The sequence below is a fragment of the Geomesophilobacter sediminis genome (assembly GCF_016458275.1).
GTDB lineage: Bacteria > Desulfobacterota > Desulfuromonadia > Geobacterales > Geobacteraceae > Geomesophilobacter > Geomesophilobacter sediminis.
The window spans coordinates 259609-277040 of sequence record NZ_JAEMHM010000010.1 but is presented as its reverse complement, the minus strand read 5'-3'; the positions used below and the strand labels follow the sequence as shown (position 1 = coordinate 277040).

14 protein-coding genes are annotated in these 17432 nt (G+C 62.8%); 7 read left to right on the top strand and 7 right to left on the bottom strand.

The genetic code is table 11. The features are described from left to right. From JFN93_RS13950 to hemE, 5 genes are all read left to right on the top strand, one after another. A partial coding sequence (locus JFN93_RS13950) for a GAF domain-containing sensor histidine kinase (RefSeq protein WP_199384704.1) occupies positions 1-1599 on the top strand: 1599 nt, incomplete at its 5' end. A 101-nt stretch (positions 1600-1700) separates the two neighbouring features. Beyond that, entirely contained in the window at positions 1701-2630 is a 930-nt protein-coding gene (locus JFN93_RS13945; RefSeq protein WP_199384703.1) for an ABC transporter ATP-binding protein, read from the top strand. Positions 2631-2972: 342 nt separating this feature from the next. After that, positions 2973-3728, top strand: coding sequence for an ABC transporter permease (locus JFN93_RS13940; protein ID WP_199384702.1), 756 nt, complete (start codon positions 2973-2975; stop codon positions 3726-3728). 197 nt (positions 3729-3925) lie between these two features. Continuing rightward, positions 3926-4993, top strand: a complete 1068-nt coding sequence (locus JFN93_RS13935; protein WP_199384701.1) for a radical SAM/SPASM domain-containing protein — start codon at positions 3926-3928, stop codon at positions 4991-4993. 112 nt (positions 4994-5105) lie between these two features. Beyond that, positions 5106-6125 carry a uroporphyrinogen decarboxylase gene (gene hemE, locus JFN93_RS13930; RefSeq protein ID WP_199384700.1) on the top strand — a complete coding sequence of 340 codons (1020 nt, stop codon included), beginning with the start codon at positions 5106-5108 and terminating at the stop codon, positions 6123-6125. Positions 6126-6591: 466 nt separating this feature from the next. On the opposite strand, the gene JFN93_RS13925 is transcribed toward hemE, so the two are convergent. Beyond that, entirely contained in the window at positions 6592-6915 is a 324-nt protein-coding gene (locus JFN93_RS13925; protein ID WP_199384699.1) for a hypothetical protein, read from the bottom strand. 386 nt (positions 6916-7301) lie between these two features. Here JFN93_RS13925 and JFN93_RS13920 point away from each other — a divergent pair, with 386 nt between their 5' ends. Next, positions 7302-9548 carry a PAS domain S-box protein gene (locus JFN93_RS13920; protein ID WP_199384698.1) on the top strand — a complete coding sequence of 749 codons (2247 nt, stop codon included), beginning with the start codon at positions 7302-7304 and terminating at the stop codon, positions 9546-9548. A gap of 23 nt (positions 9549-9571) precedes the next feature. Here the strand turns inward: JFN93_RS13920 and JFN93_RS13915 are convergent, their stop codons facing one another. Further along, complete coding sequence (locus JFN93_RS13915) at positions 9572-9892, bottom strand: hypothetical protein (protein WP_199384697.1); 321 nt, start codon at positions 9890-9892, stop codon at positions 9572-9574. Between the two features lie 318 nt (positions 9893-10210). On the opposite strand from JFN93_RS13915, the gene JFN93_RS13910 reads away from it, so the two are divergent. Next, a complete protein-coding gene (locus JFN93_RS13910; RefSeq protein ID WP_199384696.1) occupies positions 10211-11632 on the top strand; it encodes a sigma-54-dependent transcriptional regulator in 1422 nt (473 codons plus the stop codon). 105 nt (positions 11633-11737) lie between these two features. Here JFN93_RS13910 and gltA read toward each other — a convergent pair whose 3' ends face one another. From gltA to JFN93_RS13885, 5 genes are all read right to left on the bottom strand, one after another. After that, complete coding sequence (gltA, locus tag JFN93_RS13905; protein WP_456237433.1) at positions 11738-13147, bottom strand: NADPH-dependent glutamate synthase; 1410 nt, start codon at positions 13145-13147, stop codon at positions 11738-11740. After that, entirely contained in the window at positions 13144-13989 is an 846-nt protein-coding gene (locus tag JFN93_RS13900; protein WP_199384695.1) for a sulfide/dihydroorotate dehydrogenase-like FAD/NAD-binding protein, read from the bottom strand. The genes gltA and JFN93_RS13900 overlap by 4 nt, the downstream gene beginning before the upstream one ends. A 158-nt stretch (positions 13990-14147) precedes the next feature. Further along, positions 14148-16358, bottom strand: coding sequence for a hybrid sensor histidine kinase/response regulator (locus JFN93_RS13895; RefSeq protein ID WP_199384694.1), 2211 nt, complete (start codon positions 16356-16358; stop codon positions 14148-14150). Positions 16359-16382: 24 nt separating this feature from the next. Continuing rightward, complete coding sequence (locus tag JFN93_RS13890; RefSeq protein WP_199384693.1) at positions 16383-16607, bottom strand: sulfurtransferase TusA family protein; 225 nt, start codon at positions 16605-16607, stop codon at positions 16383-16385. A gap of 264 nt (positions 16608-16871) precedes the next feature. Then, positions 16872-17069 (bottom strand): CsbD family protein, encoded by a 198-nt coding sequence (locus JFN93_RS13885; RefSeq protein WP_199384692.1) that lies wholly within the window; start codon positions 17067-17069, stop codon positions 16872-16874. Positions 17070-17432 lie beyond the last annotated feature (363 nt).

Below are 17432 nucleotides of genomic sequence, written 5' to 3'. Positions count from 1 at the left end.
CGAGCACCTATTTCGACCACCCAAAAATACGCCAAATCCACAGCTGGCGCTACTTTAGAGTCTATGGGACAGCAGTGCTGCGAGCCAGAAGAAGACTTCACCTTCCCCCGCCTCAAGGGGTGGTTCAACGTTGCCAGCTACCCGATGCGCCTGGACGGCAACGAGCGAGCCGCCACCGTCTTCATCATCAAGGACGTCACCAAGCGCAAGCAGATGGAGGACGAGAAGCGGGCCAGCGAGCGCGAGCTTTTGACCCTCTACGCGGTCGCCTTCCGGCTCCAGGTCACCCAGGGGATGGAAAAGGTGATGGGGGATCTTCTCTTCCAGCTCCATAACATGCTGCAGGTCGATTTTTCCTGCATCCATCTCTGGAACCGGGGCGGCGGGCTCAAGCTCAAGGCGAGCCTCGGCACCACCCGGGCCTTCGACCAGGCGCTGGCCAACATTCCCAAAAAGAGCCAGTGGTGCGAGCTTGCCACCGCCGGCAAGCCGTTCGGGGCCGACGGACCGGACGTCCGGTTCCCGGGCAAGGCGCAGGACGCCGCGCGGGAGATGGGGCTTCACTGCTGGTGCGCGATTCCTTTGCGGATCGGGCAGGAGGTGATGGGGACCATGATGGTGGCGATCGCCTCACCGGAATGGCGCTACAGCGACCGCGACATTTTCCTCCTCTCCTCGATCGGCTCCCAGCTTGCCGTCTTGGTGGAGAACTACCAGCTCTACGACCGGATGAAGGAAAAGGCCCAGGAGCTCTACCGGAGCAAGGAAGAGCTCAAGGCGAACCTGCACCGGGTGGAGCGGGCGAACCAGGAGCTGGGGCGGCTCAACACGGTGAAGAACAACTTCATCGGCATCGCCTCGCACGAGCTGAAGACCCCGATCACCTCCATCATGGGGGGCGCGGAATTCCTGCTCAAGTACAGCGACATCCAGATGACCCCGGAGCAGCGCAACATCTTCGAGTCGGTCTACGAGGGGATCGTGCAGCTGCGCCGCCTGGTGGAGGATCTCCTTTCCATCTCGCGCATCGAGGCCCAGGGGACCCTCCCCCAGAAAAGGCCGGTCAACCTGATGCGGCTTTGCCGCGACGTCCACGACATGTTCCATCTCCCCCTTTCCGAGCGTCACATCACCGTCGCCATCGACCAGGACGATACCCAGGTGCCGGTCGACGAGAGCTTTGCCATGCTGGCGGTGAAAAACCTGATGGAGAACGCGATCAAGTTCACCCCGGACGGCGGCGAGGTGCACCTGGGCGGGCGGGTGCTCAAGCGGGCCGAACTGAAGCCCTTCACCGAGACGGTGCGCCCCTTTTACCACGAGTTCCCCCACGGCATCGCGACCGCCAAACGGTACTACCTGCTGCAGGTGAAGGACACCGGGATCGGCATCCCCCCCGAGGAGCGGGTGCGGATCTTCGACAAGTTCTACGGGGTGGGGGACATCGGGCACCACAGTTCCGGCGACACCGCCTTCATGTCCAAGGGGAGCGGCCTGGGGCTCTCCATCGTCCGCGGTATCATGGACGTCCACGAAGGAGCGGTCTGGGTGACCGACGAGGGGGGCAGCGTCTTCTCGCTGCTGTTTCCGCTGGACTAACCGCCCCGCTTGGTCGTTTAATGACCTTAGGTTTTTTTGGTGTCCCTGGTGTCCCTGGTGTCCCTTAGGTCCCTGCGCCAGCCCACCTCCTTGGAGCCACCATGTCCAGCGCCATTACGCTCCGCGAAATTACCAAGGTTTACGGCACCTTCACCGCGGTAGACCGTTTTTCCCTGGAGGTCGAGCGCGGCACCGTCTTCGGCCTTTTAGGTCCCAACGGGGCCGGCAAGACCACCCTGATCAAGATCCTCACCACCCTGATGCGCCCGACCTCCGGCGATGCCGTCGTGGAAGGGCACAGCATCCTCACCGCCGCCAAGAAGGTTCGTGAGGTAATCGGCGTCGTCCCCCAGGAAAACAACCTGGACCGCTACCTCACCGCGCGGGAAAACCTGGTCCTGCACGGCAAACTCCACGGCATGTCCGCCGCCCGGTACAACCCCCGCATCGACGAGCTTTTGGAGATGACCGGGCTGACCTCCCGGCAGCACGATTTTCCCGACACCTTCTCCGGAGGGATGCAGCGCCGCCTGGTGGTGGCCCGTTCCCTGGTCCACAACCCCCTGGTTCTCTTTCTCGACGAGCCGACCACCGGGCTCGATCCGCAGTCGCGCCGCGCGCTCTGGGATTACATCCGCCAGCTGCGCCACAGCATGACCGTCTTTCTCACCACCCATTACATGGACGAGGCGGACACCCTGTGCGACCGGATCGTCATCATGGACAACGGGGTCTCCCTGGCCGACGGGAGTGCGGCGGCCTTGAAGGAAGCGCTCTCCCATGCCCACGTCTACGAGGTGGAGCTTTGCGGCGACGGTGCGGCGTACCAAAAGATCCTGGAGGAGCAGCCGTTCATCACCTCCATCGAGCGGAGCGAGAACTGTTTGCGGCTGACCCTGAACGGGGAGAAATCGTTGAAGCCGCTGATGGACGTGATCGCCGGGGCGGACCTGAAGCGGATCTCGCTCAAGGAGCCCTCGCTGGAGGACGTCTTCATCGCGCTGACCGGGAAGAAGGTGCGAAACGCGTGAAACTAAAGCGCACCAAAGCAAAGCGCACCGCAGAGGACGCGGAGGGGCGCAGAGGAAAACCGTCTGTTTTTCTTCGAGTATCCGGGATGGCAGACACGAAGGTTGGAGGCTGAATTATTGGACCAAGGCTGCCAACCCGGTGGGAGCGCCATTCCTGGCGCGAAGATCCGACCTTGTTCGCGCCTGCAAAGGCGCTCCCACAGTAGTTCCAACTTCCGGCGGCCAAGGCTCGCGACACCGCCCTTTACGGAAGAGCTGAAGCAGAGCAAGAATGAAGGCGGGAAGAAAAAACCCTCTGCGCCCCTCCGCGACCTCTGCGGTGGGCTTTGAATCGAGGTCCTTATGTTTCGCGGCGCGTTTTCCATCTGGGGTAGGGACTTTCTGGTCTTGAAAAGGAGCATCTTCTCCGAGCTGCTCGCCGTGATCGCCTATCCCCTGACCCTCTACCTCGCCTTCGGCTTCGGCCTCAAGGGGTACATCAACAACGTCGGCGGCATCCCCTACCCTCTCTTCATCGCGCCGGGGCTCATCTCCATGACCGCGGTCAACGCCGCCTTCGACGAAAGCTCCTGGAGCATGTGGTTCCACCGCCGCGTGCAGCGGACCATCGAGGAATACCGGGTCACCCCGATCACCGTCTACGACATCGTGATCGGCAAGATCCTCTCCGGTTTCTCCCAGGGCGCCATCAAGGGAGCCGTCGTCTTCCTGGTCATCCTTCTCCTCACCCCCTTCCGGATCGACTATTCCCACCTGCCGGCCTATCTCCTCTGCATCGCCCTGTCTTCCATGATCTTCTCCTGCCTGGGCACCATCTGCGGTACGGTCATCGACAAGCCGGAGAACATCGGCCGGGTGCAGTCGGTGGTCATCGTGCCCCTCATCTTCATGGCCGGGATCTTCTTTCCCCTCTCCTCCTATCCCGCGGCCATCCTTCCTTTCATCCAGCTCTTGCCGACCACGGCGGTGTTCGAGGGGGCGCGCGATGCCCTGCTCACCGGGAAGATTCCTCCCCTTTACCTGGTGAACCTCATGGTCAGCGCCACGGTCACCTTCCTCATTGCCGTTTTCACCTTCGATCGAAAGATGTCCGAATAGCCGAAAAAGTCGCAGTAACCGATTCTTCTTGAGTTTCTCACGCCTTTCATAGTACATTTTTCCGACGTTTCCCGGACCGCGGCCCATTTAGCGCCCCCTTGGGCATGAACCAGCGGGGCGCTTGTGACACGGACGGCGCCGCAAGATCCAGTCGTTTCCCCGGGAGTGAGTTTCGAAGTCTTACGTAGGGAGTCACCATGGCTGAAGAGTTTATTCCGAAATGGATTGCCTGGGAAACCACCCAGCGCTGCAATCTGAAATGCGTCCACTGCCGCTGCTCCTCCGACCTCACCTCTTCCGAGGGGGATTTCACCACCGAGGAAGGGAAGAACCTCCTCAAGGAAATCGCCGACTTCTCCAAACCGGTCGTCGTCCTCTCCGGCGGCGAACCGCTGATGCGCCCGGACATTTTTGAACTCGCCGAATACGGGACTTCGCTCGGCCTGCGCATGTGCATGGCCTCGAACGGTGCCCTGGTGACCGACGAGGTCTGCGAGAAGATGAAGAAGGCCGACATCAAGATGGTGTCGCTTTCCCTGGACGGCTCCACCGCCGCGGTGCACGACGACTTCCGTAGTTGCCCGGGCGCCTTCGAAGGGGTCCTGAACGCCGCCAAGCTGTTCCGCAAGCACGGCCAGAAGTTCCTGATCAACTCCTCCTTCACCAAGCGCAACCAAACCGACATCGCCAACACCTTCAAGCTCGCCAAGTCGCTGGGCGCGACCGCCTGGTACATGTTCATGATCGTCCCGACCGGCCGCGGCGAAGAGATCATGAACGAGCTGATCTCCAAAGAGGACTACGAGGAGATCCTGGACTGGCACTACCACCAGGAGAAGCAGGAAGACGAGATCCTGATGCGTCCGACCTGCGCCCCGCACTACTACCGCATCGTGCCGCAGAAGGCGAAGGCGGAAGGGGAGAAGTTCGAGCGCCGCTCGCTCACCTTCTCGACCGGCGGGGGGAAGGGGTGCATCGCCGCGCAGACCATCTGCCTGATCGACTGCTTCGGCAACCTGAAACCCTGCTCCTACTTCCACAAGACCGCCGGCAACGTGAAAGAGACCCCGTTCCGCGAGCTGTGGGAGAACTCGGAGATCTTCCAAAAGCTCCGGGATTTCAAGAGCTACAAGGGCAAGTGCGGCCAGTGCGAGTACCTCAACGTCTGCGGCGGCTGCCGCGCGCGTGCCGATGCGGTCTACGGCGACTACATGGAAGAGGAACCGTTCTGCAACTACATCCCGCTCAAGCTGCAGAAGAAATAGCCGAAGAAGTCAGCAGGTGATTGTTATCAGGGGACTGGCTCCTTGAGCTGCCAGTCCCCCTCATTGCTGTTATGTCGATGGGACACTACGTTTAGGATTAGGAGGGAATCAGATGAATACACGTTTTCTGGAAGCATGTTGGGGAAAGCCGGTTGATACGGTGCCGGTCTGGCTTATGCGCCAGGCGGGGCGCTATCTCCCCGATTACATGCGGGTCCGTTCCAAGTGCACCTTTCTCGAGCTCTGCAAGACCCCGGAACTCGCGGCCGAAGTGACCATCCAGCCGGTCGACATCCTCAAGGTCGACGCAGCGATCCTCTTCTCCGACATCCTTACCCCGATCGAGCCGATGGGCATGAAGCTCGACTTCACCCCCGGCCCGGTCTTCGAAAAGCCGATCCGCACCATGGCCGACGTCGAGGCGCTCAAGATCCCGAAGATGGAGACCGACGTCCCCTACGTCCTCGACACCCTGAAGCTCCTCCGCAAGGAACTCGCCACCAAGGTCCCCCTGATCGGTTTCGGCGGCGCCCCCTTCACCCTGGCCTGCTACATGGTGGAAGGCAAGGGTTCCAAGGACTTCGCTGCGCTCAAGAAGATGATGTACGGCGAGCCCGAGGTCTACGCGGCGCTCATGGAAAAGATCACCACCATGGACATGGAGTACCTAAACGCGCAGATCAAGGCGGGTGCCCAGGCGATCCAGATCTTCGACACTTGGGGCGGGATGCTCTCCCCTGCCGATTACGAGCGCTACGTCCTCCCCTACACCCAGCGCCTCATCAACGGTCTCGACCGTACCAACGTCCCGGTCATCCACTTCGTCAAGGGCGCCGGCACCATGCTCGAGATCGTCAAGCAGGCGGGCGGCGACGTCATGGGTCTCGACTGGCACATCAACCTCGGCAAGGCGCGTGACATCCTCGGCGACATGGCCGTCCAGGGGAACCTCGACCCGACCGTCCTCTTCGCTCCGAAGGAGATCATCGAGCGCGAGGTTAAGCGGGTCCTCGACGAGAACGCCGGCCGTCCCGGTCTCATCTTCAACCTGGGGCATGGCATCCTCCCGACCGTCCCCCCCGAGAACGCGATCTTCATGGTCGAGTGCGTGCACCGCCTGTCGCAGAAGTAGCGATTCGAAACTGAGCATAGGAAAACAGCAAGGGCGGCCATTGGGCCGCCCTTGCTGTTTTTGGGCAGCGGGTCGCTTGGATTCGCGACCTGCTCTTTGTGAAGAAAGGCAGTGGTAGTACTAACGCGGCTCATCCTGACGACGGTGCGTTCGATAATACTGAGACACCTGGTAGCTAAGCAGGGCAACGGATGCGACCGCAGCGAAGATACCGACCGCAATGAAGAATTCCATGGCGTACCTCCTCTGTCAGACGACTTCCTTCGTCTACTTTCAGTCTAGCACCCCCCGCCCTTGATAGTAAATCGCTATTAATTATGACAGCAGGGACGGTGGCTCAGAGAGAAATGGGGGAATCCCGGTATGGCCGGTACCAAACCCGGTGGGAGCGCCTCTCCAGGCGCGAACCGTCCGTTATTCATGCCAGAAATGGCGCTCCCACCGCAGACTCGAAGTCCCAACCTACTCACCGCTCGTCATCCGCTACCTGCTTGGCCACGAAAAGGAGCAACAGCCCGATGAAGGTCCCGATAACGGCAACGGTGACCCCCAGGCTCTTTCCCTGCCACAACCCGTAAAACCAGTTGCTCAGGTCGGTGGCGAGGATGTTCGCCTTGCCGCCGTAGAGCTCCAGGTTGCGGAGGTACACCTTGGACTCCTCCAGGTCGACCGCATCCGGAACCTCCGTCGCGGTGAAGTAGATGAGCAGCCCTCCCGCCACTCCGGCCACCAGCACCACCAGTCCCGCCAGGTGCAGGCGCTCCTGCAGTTTCCGCTTCGGTCCCGTCATCTCCGATCTCCTTGGCCGCACCGTTCCAAAAGAATGCTGCAGCTCCCTTTCCTTCATTCTAAGGGCAAGGCGCGCCCCGGTTCAATCGAAGAAGCACCCTCCGCTGCGCGGCAGGGGAATCTCGTCCCTCCTCCGGCGGCAACCAACGCGCCCGGGAAGAAGATGCCGGGGGATTGGCTGAAAAACCCCTTCCGCTACCAAATCCACCGACAAGGAACCCTGCTAACTGACATCACCGTAAGCTTCGCCGCCAAAACCTATGTTTTTGGATACTTATAATCAATTTCTTCCTTGCATAAAGAGGAATATCTGCGAAATTGTACCGTACGCAAAATATCGTCTGTCACGATCCGGACCGCTCTGACAGTACCTCGGAGTCATTTGACATGCCGCAACGCCCGACGCATCTGAAAAACTCGGTACAAACCCTGATTCTGATGCTGGTGATGGTGTTTTTTACGGAGCTGGCCGTGAGCCGGGCCTTCGACAACGCCTTCCGTCTGCACCCGATTCCGGGAATGGTGATCGATGCCGGGGCGCTCACCCTGACCATCGCCATTCCGCTTTCCTTCCTGTTGCTCTACCCGGTGCGTCAGGATCGCCAGCTGTTCCACCGTACCCTGGTGCTGCTGCTCCAGGGGCTCTCCGGGGTGTATCTGGCCGAGGGGATTTCCATGCTGGTGACCGCGGCAGTCATGCCCAAGGCCACCACGGAAATCGCCGACGTTGCCGATGCCTGCCTCACCACGCTGTTGAGCGCCCCTTCGCTTTGGTGGCTCTTCACCCGGAGAAGAAAGCTGGAACGGGGCCGCTTTCTGCCCGATCTGCTGCAGGTACCGCTCACCCTGTTCGTTCTGCTCCTGGTGATGATCTTCCTGGCCGACCTGTTGCAGGAACTCACCATGGCCCACCGCTTCGCCGATCTTCCCTCCTTGTCGGCACGGCTCATCGACGCGTTCCTGACCACCACCGTGATCTCGCCGCTGCTCTGGCTGTTCGTGATCCGCCCCTTGCTGCGGAAGGGGCGCGCCGACTGCGTGCGGGCCACGGTGGTCCTGGAACAGGTGAACGAGGGGATCATCAGCATCGGGACCGACGGCGCCATCCGGCACTGCAACCCGGCCGCCGAGCGGATCTTCGGCTACCAGCGGGACGAACTGGTCGACACCCATCTCTCCTTCCTTTTTCCCGAGGCGGGAAGCGTCATCGAAGCCATGGAGGGGAACGCGGTCGCGGGGGGGAAGGGGGCGGGCCCCCAGCTGCACGAAATCTGCGGCAGGCGCAGGGATCAGACCGCGATCAACCTGGATGTCACCATCAGCCGGGTGGTTACCGACGAAGGGGTGGAATACCTCCTCGTGCTGCGGGACATGAGCGAGCGGCGGGTGATGGAGCAGGAGCTCAGAATGAGCGAGGCCCGCTTCCGGCTGATTTTCGAGCATTCCGAGGACGCCATCATCTTTCTCGACCGGGACTCCTGCCGCATCATCGACGTCAACGCCACTGCGGAGGAGATGTACGGCTATACCCGGGAGGAGCTGGCCCGGGGAGGGCTGGAGCTGGTCGCGGAAGGGAAGAACCTGGAGCTGATGCACGGGGTGATCTGCGGCATCGACGCCCAGCGGATTTCTCAGCTCGAGACGGTGACCAACCGGCGCCGGGACGGCCGCGAGCTGGTGGTAACGGTGCACCGCAGGGTCCTCGAACTGCAGGGGACGGAAGTGGTCTGGTGCACCCTGCGGGATATCACCGAGCAGGTCCGTCTGGAGCAGGAGGCGCGCAACATCCAGGCGGGGCTGATCCAGGCGAACAAGATGACCTCGCTGGGGCTCCTGGTTTCCGGGGTGGCGCACAACATCAACAACCCCAACGGCATCATCGTCGCCAACACCCAGTTCCTGGCCCGCGGCTGGGACGACGTTTTGAAGATCCTGCGCGCCTACCGGGAGGAAAACGGCGACTTCCTGATCGGCGGCATCCCCTGCTCCGAGTTCGAACAGTGCAGCAAGGTGCTCTTCGCCGGGGTGCTGGACGGGGCGCGGCGCATCAACGACACCATCAACACCCTCAAGGGGTTCGCCCGTGAGCAGTCGACCGAGGCGACCGAGGTGGACCTCAACAAGGTCGCCAACTCGGCGGTCATGCTGCTCCGGCATGTCCTGGTACGGCATACCGAGAACTTCCACCTGGAGCTGGCGGAAAGCCTCCCCCGCTGCCGGGGCAACGCCCAGCAGTTGGGCCAGGTCGTGGTCAACCTGTTGATGAACGCCTGCCAGGCGCTGCCCGGGAGGGAGAGCGCGATCTGGCTCAGTACCGGCTATGACGCGGAGCGCCGGGAGGTAACCATCACGGTAAAGGACGAGGGGTGCGGGATCACCAGTGAAGTGGCGGCCCGGATGATGGAGCCGTTTTTCACGACCCGGCTCGACGCCGGGGGGACCGGCCTGGGGCTATCCATCTGCCGCTCCATCGTGAAGGAGCACCGCGGGGAGCTCGAGTTCTCTTCGCGGCCGGGGGAAGGGGCCACCTTCGTGGTCCGGCTCGCCGCGGTTTCGGGGGCCGGAGCGGGGGGGCCGGAACCGGAGCCGCCGGAAGACGAGCCGGCGTTGCCGGTTAAAAGGTTGGCGGGGTGAGTCGGAGGAGGCCTTACCGGGGCTTACTCGTGGACCGGCCGGAACCGCGAACCGTGCCGCGCCCAGGGGCGCTCCAGGGAGAGATTTTCGCCACAGCAGTTGGCGTGCGGGACCCGGGCATGGAGGAACGTGGTGTAGTGGAAAAAGTCGCGGTGTAACCAGGTTTCCGGCAGCAGGAGGCTCGGGGGGCGGACCGAGCCGCAGGACGGACAGATGAAACAGTTGCCGTGGTAGCAGTCGACGGTGATGTCCAGCCGGTTTCCGTCCGGGTCGATGGCCACCGCGGTGACATGCCAGGGATAGGATAGACCGAGCGTGGCCGAGAAGATAGCCGGTTGTTCCATGCGCACCCTCCGGGTGGGTTTGATGTGCTGCGGCAGGCCCGGTATGGCCCGCATCCCGCCGGTAGCGACATCCGTGCCAACAGCCATGCGGCGGTGAAGCCGCGCCGATAGCGGGTTTTGCGCCCAGGGCGGTCGCGGCAGGGGTGTCGCAGGATGAGAACCGGTGAGGGGCGGAAGCACTGCTGGTTTTTTGCAAAGGTGCGGAATATAAAGCCAATTGGAAAGATTAACCTTGTAATATATTTTGCACCCCTATAGAATTCACGACATTTCAATGCACCCGGCCGTAGTTGGGCGGGGAAGCGGAGGAGCCTGAGCATGATTAGCAAAAAGCACGTGGTGCTGGTCGACGACGAGGAGCATATCCTTGCCACGTCCAAACTCTACCTGGTCAGCGCCGGCCTCGAAGACATCACCACCTTTTCCGACAGCAGCCGGCTACTCCCCCTGCTCGCCAGCGAGCAGGTCTCCGTCGTGGTCCTGGATCTCCACATGCCGTCCCCTTCCGGCCTGGAGCTCTTGCCGAAGATCGTCCGGGACTTCCCGCACATCCCGGTGATCCTGGTGACCGCCGACGACGACATCGAGACCGTCGTGGAATGCGTCAAAATGGGGGCCTTTGATTACCTGGTCAAGCCGGTCGAGTCGGGGCGCCTGGTCTCCTGTGTGCGCAAGGCGCTGGAGATGCGCAGCATGTCCAGCGAGCTCACCGCCCTGAAGGAGTGCCTCCTCACCGACAAGCTGAAGAACCCGGACGCCTTTGCCTCCATCGTGACCCAGAACAAGACCATGCGCGGGATCTTCCAGTACATCGAGGTGGTGGCGGGGACCCGCCAGCCGATCATGGTTACCGGTGAGACCGGGGCGGGCAAGGAGCTGATCGCGCGGGCGATCCACGACCTGAGCGGCTGTTCCGGCGAGTTCGTGGCCCTGAACGTCGCCGGGCTCGATGACAACATGTTTTCCGACACCCTCTTCGGCCACAAGAAGGGGGCCTTCACCGGCGCGGACCAGGCGCGGGAAGGTCTCATCACCCGGGCCGCCGGGGGGACGCTGTTCCTGGACGAGATCGGGGACCTGAACGAATTCTCCCAGATCAAGCTTTTGCGCCTGCTCCAGGAGGGGGAATACTACCCGGTCGGCTCCGACTTCATCAAGAAAAGCAACGCACGGATCGTGCTGGCGACCAACCGCGATCTGCAGCAGCTGATCGCCCAGGGGAAATTCCGCAACGACCTTTACTACCGGCTCTGCGCCCACCGGATACACATCCCGGCGCTGCGCGAGCGGATCGACGACATCCCGCTCCTCTTGGACCATTTTCTGGGTAGCGCCGCGGCATCGCTCAACAAGAAGAAGCCGACCCCGCCGCCGGAGCTGGCGGTGCTTTTGTCGGTGTATTCCTTCCCCGGCAACATCCGCGAGCTGGAGGCCCTGGTCTTCGACGCGGTGGTACGGCATACCTCCGGCATCCTTTCCATGGAGAGCTTCCGGGCGGTCATCGGGGACGAGCGCCTTTCCGCGCCGGCCCAGGGGCCCGCGGCCAACGCGGAGGACAACCCGCTGGTGGCGATGTTCGGGCACTTCCCGACCATCGACGAGGTGGAAGAGTACATGATCCGGGAGGCACTGAAGCTGGCCAAGGGAAACCAGGGGATCGCCGGCAAGCTTTTGGGGATGGGACGGCAGACCTTGAACAAGCGCCTGAAGGGAGAGCGGATGGCCGCCACCGCGGCCTAGCCGTCGCCGAAAAGCAGCAAAAAAGGGAGGGCCCGTAACAGCGGGCTCTCCCTTTTTTTGCGTTCGGCATTTCTCGCTGGCGTGATCGGACCCGGCGGCAACCTGCTATTTCCCCTTGAGATACTCCTGGATCGCCGCGGCGGCCCGCTTGCCGTCCCCCATGGCGAGGATCACGGTCGCCCCGCCGCGCACGATGTCGCCGCCGGCGAAGACCCCGGGGATACTGGTCATCCCGTTCTCGTCGGCGACGATGTTCCCCCACTTGTTGAGCGTCAGGTCCGGCGCGGTGGCGGTCAAAAGCGGATTCGCGTTGGTTCCGACCGCGTTGACGACCACCCCGGCGGGGAGGTCGAACTCGCTGCCGGGAATCGGGATCGGCTTGCGCCGCCCCGAGGCGTCGGGGGGACCGAGCTCCATCATCTGGCAGCGCAGCCCCGCTACCCAGCCGTCCTCGGTGGCGGTGACGGCAAGCGGCGCGGTCAGCATGACGAACTCGACCCCTTCCTCCTTGGCGTGCTTGATCTCCTCGACCCGGGCCGGCATCTCCGCCTCGCTTCTGCGGTACACGATCATGGCCCGCTCGGCGCCGAGCCGGCGCGCGGTCCGCACGCAGTCCATGGCGGTGTTGCCGCCGCCGATGACGGCGACCTCCCGGCTCCTGATGATCGGCGTGGCCGACTCGGGGCGCCGCCCCGCTTCCATCAGGTTCACCCGGGTCAGAAATTCGTTGGCGGCGTACACCCCCTTCAGGTTCTCGCCGGGGATGTTGAGCATGATCGGGAGCCCCGCGCCGTTGGCGACGAAGACCGCGTCGTACTCCTCGCGCAGTTCCGCGACGGTGAGGGTCTTGCCGATGATGACGTTGCATTCGATGACCACGCCCAGTTCGGTGAGCTGGGCCACTTCCTGGTCGATGATCTCCTTGGGGAGCCGGAATTCGGGGATCCCGTAGCGCAAGACCCCGCCGGTGTCGTGCAGCGCCTCGAAGATGGTCACCCCGTGCCCCATCCGGACCAGCTCGCCCGCCGCGGTGAGTCCCGCGGGCCCGCACCCCACCACCGCCACCTTCTTGCCGGTCGCGGGGGGGAGCTCGGCGCGCAGCAGCCGGTCCGGGTGGTGCATCGCCCAGTCGGCGACGTAGCGCTCCAGAAAGCCGATCGCCACCGATTCCCCCTTCACCCCCCGCACGCAGCGGGCCTCGCATTGGGTCTCCTGCGGGCAGACCCGGCCGCAGACCGCGGGGAGGGCGTTGTCGCCGCGCAGGATGTTGGCGGCCCGGGGGAGATCGTCGCTCGCCAGGGCGTCGATGAATTCGGGAATGGAGACCCCGACCGGGCAGCCGGCAACGCAGGCGCGGTTTTTACACTGGAGGCAGCGGCGCGCCTCCTCGAAGGCCTGGTTTTCGCTCAGCCCCAGGTTCACTTCCTCGAAGTTGCGGCTCCGCTCGTCCGCCGGAAGCTCCGGCATGACCACCCGCTCTATCGCCATACGCTCTTTGGGCGTCAATTTGTTCACCTGCGTTCCTCCTTGAGCCGGCAGCCGGTCGCGGCGTGCCGGGCGGCTTCCTCTTTCCGGTAGCTGGAGAGCCGGTCGCTCAGGCCGTCGAAGTCCACCAGGTGGGCGTCGAACTCAGGCCCGTCCACGCAGGCGAACTTGGTCGCCCCGCCGATCTGGACCCGGCAGCCGCCGCACATCCCGGTCCCGTCGATCATGATCGGGTTCAGGCTCACCACGGTCTCGATGCCGTGGGGGCGGGTCAGCTCCGCGACCGCCTTCATCATCGGCACCGGGCCGACCGCGAAGACCGCCTGGGGCGCCCGCTCCGGATCGGCCAGCATCTCCTGCAAGGGGCCGGTGACGAACCCGGTGCTGCCGAGCGTGCCGTCCTCGGTGGTGACCAAAAGGCGTTCGGAAAGGGGGGCGAGCTCGTCGGCCAGGATGATGTAGCGGCTGGAACGGCCGCCGATGATGGTGGTGATCCGGTTGCCGGCTCCCGCCAGGGCTTTGACCAGCGGAAAGAGCACCGCGGTGCCGACTCCGCCGCCGACACAGGCGACCCGTCCCCAGTTGGCGATGTGGGTTTCCTTGCCCAGGGGCCCGGCGACGTCACGCAGCGCCCCCCCGGCGGGGGTGGCCACGATTTTTTGCGTCGAGGCGCCGATCGCCTGGATGAAGAGGGTGATCGTCCCGGCCTGCGCGTCGGCGTCGCCGATGGTAAGGGGAATCCGCTCCTCCCCCGGGGCGAGCCGGACGATGACGAACTGGCCGGGCTTTCGGGCCCGGGCGACGCGCGGAGCCGAGATCACCATCTTGTGCAGGTTCTCGGCAAGAAGTTCGTTGCTGATGACGTTAAACATTAGGGCACCCGTTGTATGGTATTAATTTTAGGCTGTTTTCAACCTTCACAGGATACCAGTTTCACGGCGCAATGATCAAGCGGGTATACGAAATCCGGCGGCCGAGGGGGGGGCGGCCTCCCCGGGGCGGTGCGGCAGGGAGCGGCAGGCCGATAAGTTTACCGGCGGTCCAGGATGGTCCGGACCCTCCTGAGAAACTCATGGGGCGGGGCGGGTTTGGCGAGGAAGTCGAAGGTGGTGTCGATCCTTCCCTTCTGGTGGATGATGTCGGCAGTGTAGCCGCTCACGAAAAGACAGCGGACCCCGGGATCGATACGGCGGATCGCTTCGTAGGCGTCGCGGCCGTTCATTACCGGCATGATGACGTCCATCACGACGAGGTCGATCCGACTCCCTTCCCGGCCGTAGATCAGCACCGCCTCCTGGCCGTTCTCGGCGGTGAGGACCTGGTAGCCGGCGATGCGGAGCACCTCCTCGTTGACACTGCGTGCCGCCACGTCGTCTTCGACCAGAAGCACCGTTTCCGATCCGCGCACCAGTTCCGGCGGCTGGGCAGCCTGCTCCGGCCCGGTCAAAACGGCCTGCTCCTGGTCCAAAAGGGGGAGGAAAAGCCGGAAGGCGGACCCCTGCCCCAGTTTGCTCTGCACCGTGATGGTCCCCCCGTGCTGAGAGACGATGCCGTAGACGATGGAGAGGCCGAGACCGGACCCCTTGCCCAGTTCCTTGGTGGTGAAGAAGGGCTCGAAGATCTTGTCCAAGAGCTCCTCTTCCATCCCGAGCCCGGTGTCGATCACCGAGACGACGGCGTAATCGGTGTGCCCCTTCAGCCCGGGGGCCGGCGGCAGCGGAGTCTCTTCGCGGGAGGTGCGGATCGTGACGGTCCCGCCGGCGGGCATGGAATCGCGGGCGTTGGCCACCAGGTTCACCAGCACCTGCTCCATCATCCCCTTGTCGATCAGGACCAGAAGCGGCGCGTCCTCCGGGTGCAGGACCAGCGCAATGTCCTCGGTCAGAAGCTTCAGCAGCAGCCCTTCGAGGTTTGCGATCACGTCGTTTACGTCGAGCACCTGCGGCTGGATGAGCCGCTTGCGGCCGAAGGTAAGCAGGTCCTGGACGAGCTTGGTCGCCCGGTCGGTGCAGAAGGCGACCTGCTTCAGATATCCCTGCAGCGGCGAGTGGGGGTCGAGCTGTCCCTGGATCAGGGTGGTGTAGCCGATGACGGCGGTGAGCAGGTTGTTGAAGTCATGGGCGACCCCGCCGGCCAGCAGGCCGATCGCCTCGATCTTCTGGGACTGGCGGAGCTGGTGCTCCAGGTCGGCACGGGCGGCCTCGGCTTTGCGGAAATCGGTGACGTCCCGAATCGACTCGACCGCGCCGACCCGGTTGCCGGACTGGTCGATGAGCGGGGCGGCGGTGACCCAGAGGAAAAACTCGGGCCTCCCCTCACGCGCCTCCACGTGCGCCTCGGCAAAAAGCTTGTCTCCGATGCGCTCCACGTAGGAGTAGTACGGACGGATCTCGTCGAGGTCGCGGTCCAGGAAGTTGAGGAGCAGCGGGCGGACCTTGCCGTAGATGGAGAGCGAGGAGGCGATGTTGGACTGGTGCAGCATTTCGGACTTGGGCTTGCCGGTGACCGTCTCCATGGCGTTGTTCCAGGCGATGATCTCGCCCCGCTGGTCGATCACGAACATCGCGTCGGGAAGAAAGTCGATGATGTCGCGCATCTGCTGGAAGGTGAAGCTCAGCTGCTCGTCGGCCTCTTTGAGCTGCCGGATCGTGGAGACGAGCGACGACGTGCAGCGGTTGATCAGCACCCCTAGCTGGGCGATGATCTCGCTGCTGGAATCCTCGCTGGCGGTAACGCTCAAATCCCCGGCGGCGATACGGGCCAGGGCGTCGTAGTGTTCGCAGATCCCCATGGCGATCTCGTGACTGTCGGCGACGTTGGCCGCGATGGTCTCGGCGAGCTTGTTGATCCCGGCTTCCAGCCGGCGCACGAGGAGGTTGTCGCTGGAGATTTCCAGCACCACCGAGGGATCCCCCAGGCACAGTTTCTCGATCGCCTCGGTGATCCGCTCGAACGACTCGGAGAGCCCGCGGATCCGCTGCTCGGCCATATGTTCCCGCGCGACCATGGTGGAGTACCGCTTGCGGATGAAGGCCCGCACTGATTCGATGTCGTCGCTGAGTTCGAAGACGGGGCAATTGAGGCAGACCAGACCACGGTCTTCCGGTTCGATGCCGGCGTGGTGGTAGCACTGGCAATTTTCCAGGAGCCAGCAGGCTTGGCGGGTATCAAGATAGGCGGGGCATTCGGCGTTGGTGCAGAAAAAGTATTCCCAGCAGTGGATCGGTTTCCCGTGGGTCATTGGCGTCACCCTTTGGATGGTCGTTTAGAACCGGATCCTGATGCGTTTGCGGTAGCCGGCCTCCTGCTGGACGAACAGCAGGGTCTTTTTCAGTCGGGAACACCAGGCGCGGACGTCGCTTTCAAAAGTGGGGCAGTCACCGACGATTTCCAGGATTTCCCCCGGTTTCAGCTGGGGCGATATAACGGTGAGTTTCATGATCGGCTGGGGGCATTTGATCCCGGTAGCCTCGAGCACGCGAACCTTCATCGGCGACTCCACGGAAAATGATCTTCGTGAGACTTATCGGAGTTTTGTGGGGAGAACTTGACCAAAGTGCGGGAAAAAGAACCGGGGGTGGGGTTTCCCCCAGGGTGCTCCCGGCGAGGGGAGGAGCTGAGCCGTGGTTGCGGGGCGCAGGTTGGCGCGCGGCTCGCGGCAGCGACGGGAGGACGGTATAAAAAAAGCCCGGCAGGTTGCTGCCGGGCCTTTTTTCTTTCCGGTTATTGGTTACCCAGGCTACGGAACGCCTGATTAGCGTCCCTTCCGGTTCCGGTCGTCGAAGTTTTTCTCTGCTTTGCCGAGGGCGCTTTCCGCTTTGCCGGCAGTTTTTTCGATCCGCCCTTTCAGCGCTACGTCGGGCTTGCCGATCGCTTCACCGGTATATTCTTTTACTTTGCCTTTCGCTTCGTGGTATTTCCCCTCGACACGCTCTTTCGTGGACTCTCTCATCTGTTTCACCTCCTCAGGATGCTCAATGAGTGGAGATGAAAAAGGCCCGGTGAGGACTCACCGGACCTTTCCCGATAAATAATTAGCGTTCAACGTGCGGGTTGCGAGACATCTGACGGGCGAGAGAGGTTCAGTCTCCTACTGCGATTGAACTTGTGGCCCGTGCCCCCTATTTTCCACCCATTGCGGAAAATGAGAAGTGCAACCGGTTTGAACGCTAATTACCAACTCCAGCTTGCGTTAGCGGCATCGTGAGAGCTGTTGTCAGGGAGTCGTAACTCGTGTGACAAGCGGCTTTGGTCTGAACCACACCTCCACTTCACTTACCTATCTAACGCAATGACTGAAGTTGATTTCAAAGAC

Bases quoted from the DNA above. Each gene is read 5' to 3' on its own strand.
- JFN93_RS13945 (WP_199384703.1), top strand. From the start codon at position 1,701: ATGTCCAGCGCCATTACGCTCCGCGAAATTACCAAGGTTTACGGCACC.
- JFN93_RS13940 (WP_199384702.1), top strand. From the start codon at position 2,973: ATGTTTCGCGGCGCGTTTTCCATCTGGGGTAGGGACTTTCTGGTCTTG.
- JFN93_RS13935 (WP_199384701.1), top strand. From the start codon at position 3,926: ATGGCTGAAGAGTTTATTCCGAAATGGATTGCCTGGGAAACCACCCAG.
- hemE (WP_199384700.1), top strand. From the start codon at position 5,106: ATGAATACACGTTTTCTGGAAGCATGTTGGGGAAAGCCGGTTGATACG.
- JFN93_RS13925 (WP_199384699.1), bottom strand. From the start codon at position 6,915: ATGACGGGACCGAAGCGGAAACTGCAGGAGCGCCTGCACCTGGCGGGA.
- JFN93_RS13920 (WP_199384698.1), top strand. From the start codon at position 7,302: ATGCCGCAACGCCCGACGCATCTGAAAAACTCGGTACAAACCCTGATT.
- JFN93_RS13915 (WP_199384697.1), bottom strand. From the start codon at position 9,892: ATGGAACAACCGGCTATCTTCTCGGCCACGCTCGGTCTATCCTATCCC.
- JFN93_RS13910 (WP_199384696.1), top strand. From the start codon at position 10,211: ATGATTAGCAAAAAGCACGTGGTGCTGGTCGACGACGAGGAGCATATC.
- JFN93_RS13900 (WP_199384695.1), bottom strand. From the start codon at position 13,989: ATGTTTAACGTCATCAGCAACGAACTTCTTGCCGAGAACCTGCACAAG.
- JFN93_RS13895 (WP_199384694.1), bottom strand. From the start codon at position 16,358: ATGACCCACGGGAAACCGATCCACTGCTGGGAATACTTTTTCTGCACC.
- JFN93_RS13890 (WP_199384693.1), bottom strand. From the start codon at position 16,607: ATGAAGGTTCGCGTGCTCGAGGCTACCGGGATCAAATGCCCCCAGCCG.
- JFN93_RS13885 (WP_199384692.1), bottom strand. From the start codon at position 17,069: ATGAGAGAGTCCACGAAAGAGCGTGTCGAGGGGAAATACCACGAAGCG.